This window comes from Streptomyces sp. NPDC056231 (assembly GCF_048270745.1).
Lineage (GTDB): Bacteria > Actinomycetota > Actinomycetes > Streptomycetales > Streptomycetaceae > Streptomyces.
Genome location: NZ_JBLVKW010000197.1, coordinates 1 through 1,692, shown reverse-complemented (window position 1 = coordinate 1,692; position 1,692 = coordinate 1). Strand labels below are relative to the sequence as shown.

Sequence of the window (1,692 nt, the reverse complement as noted above, 5' to 3'; positions counted from 1 at the left end):
AATCCCTCTTCACCGTGTAGCTCGAACACCTTCGGCGCGAGGAATACGCACTGCGCATAGCCCTGGCAGCGCGTGAGGTCCACAACGATCCGCATGGCTGGCCACTCCCTGAGTCCGTACCGGCGTCCCCTTCTCTTTTTACGCCGGTGTCCCACCAGGCGCTCGTTACGCCCGTGTCGCGTCGGGTGCCCGCCTGCTACCCGTTCGTGGTTCCCATAAGGAGTGGAAGCGGCAGTCTGCGAGGCCGTCGACGATGTGAGGGGGTGCGACGCAGTGTTTGTCGTCGGCCGCGCGCAACAGGGCCACCCGCATCAGCGGCCCGCGGGCAAAGCCGAATCCTTGTTGGTCTGAGTGGCCAGTTGCCTGGCCACATGGCCGGGACCGGCTCCGTGCCCATCGCACGGATCGAGTAATCGCAGGTACGTGGCCTAAAGCGGGCAGGGTGCTACCAGCGGCACCCTCAGGGCTCGTCCTGCGGGTCGGTCGGCAGACACACCTGAGAGGGCGTTTGATCTAGCCGAATTGCCCTTTAAGTTCTAGTAGGTTCCTCGCCAGGTTGGTGTGGTCTCGTCCGTTATGCGCTTGGCAAGGTTGTCCATCGAGGCGACGTGGATCATGGCTTCGGAGCTGGCGGTGAGGGTCTCGTAATCGCGGGCAAGGCGGCGGTGCATCATGATCCATCCGATACTCCGTTCCACCACCCAGCGCCTTTTCAGGACGTGAAATCCGCGGGTTCCGGGGTCCTTGTCGACGACTTCAACGTCGATCCCGAGCTTCGCGCCGTGCTCGACGACGGATTTCTTGAAGCCGGTGTCGACCCAGCTTTTCGTGATGGTGGGGTAGGTGCTTTTGGCCTGGTCGAGGAGGCGTATCCCCAGGGGTTTTCGGAGAGGCTGGCGGCTGCGACGGTCACGGCGAGAATCAGGCCGATCGTGTCGGTGAGGATGCCTCGCTTCCGGCCCACGATCTTCTTCGCGGCATCGGTTCCTTGGCTGGCCACGGGCACGTTGCTGGAGGTCTTCACGCTCTGGGTGTCGATGACGGAGGCCGTCGGCTCAGGTTTGCGGCCTTCCTTCACCCGGGCCAGGGCGGCGAGATCGTAATTGAGCTGGGCGAAAATTCCCTCGTCTCGCCAGATGGCGTAGTAGAAGTAGACGGTGCCGTGTCTCGGAAAGTCGTGCGGGAGGTATTTCCAGGGAATTCCGGTGCGGTTCAGATAGAGAATCGCGTTGAACACGTCACGGAGTTCGACCGTGGCCGGCTTTCCCGTAGGACGACGGTCGAGCCGGGCCTTTCGCCAGGCCGTCAGGGTCGGCTCGATCAAGGCCCATCGGGCGTCGGACAGGTCGCTGGGGTACGGCTTCCGCTGGCTCACGCCGTAGCGTTGCCACGGAGAGTGCGGAAGGAGTCGTTCCGCTGGTTGTTGGGCGGTTCTGGGGGATCTTCAAACCAGACGGACTTCCAGTAGCAGAAGCGCGTGAAACGGACCGCGGAGTTCGCGCGCCAGGGTGACGCGAATCGCACTTAAGGCCATAACCGGCATGAACTGGGACGGTAATAAAAGCCAACCTTCGGAACAACCCTACATAAACGCCCTCTGAGCTTGACTCTGTCGGGGATCTTGGAGTTTCGCTGTGCGGCGGCGTGGTCAACAAGCATGCTCGTGTCGTTCCGATGACCGATGCAGCTGCC

At 62.4% G+C, this 1,692-nt stretch carries 1 protein-coding gene and 1 pseudogene; both read right to left on the bottom strand.

The features are described 5' to 3' along the window. Nucleotides 1-155, bottom strand: a 155-nt coding sequence (locus tag ACNPQM_RS44070) for a ferredoxin (protein WP_418088406.1), incomplete at its 3' end; no start/stop codon positions are given. 381 nt (nucleotides 156-536) lie between these two features. Continuing rightward, nucleotides 537-1,375, bottom strand: a pseudogene (locus ACNPQM_RS44065) (IS5 family transposase). Between the last annotated feature and the right edge of the window lie 317 nt (nucleotides 1,376-1,692).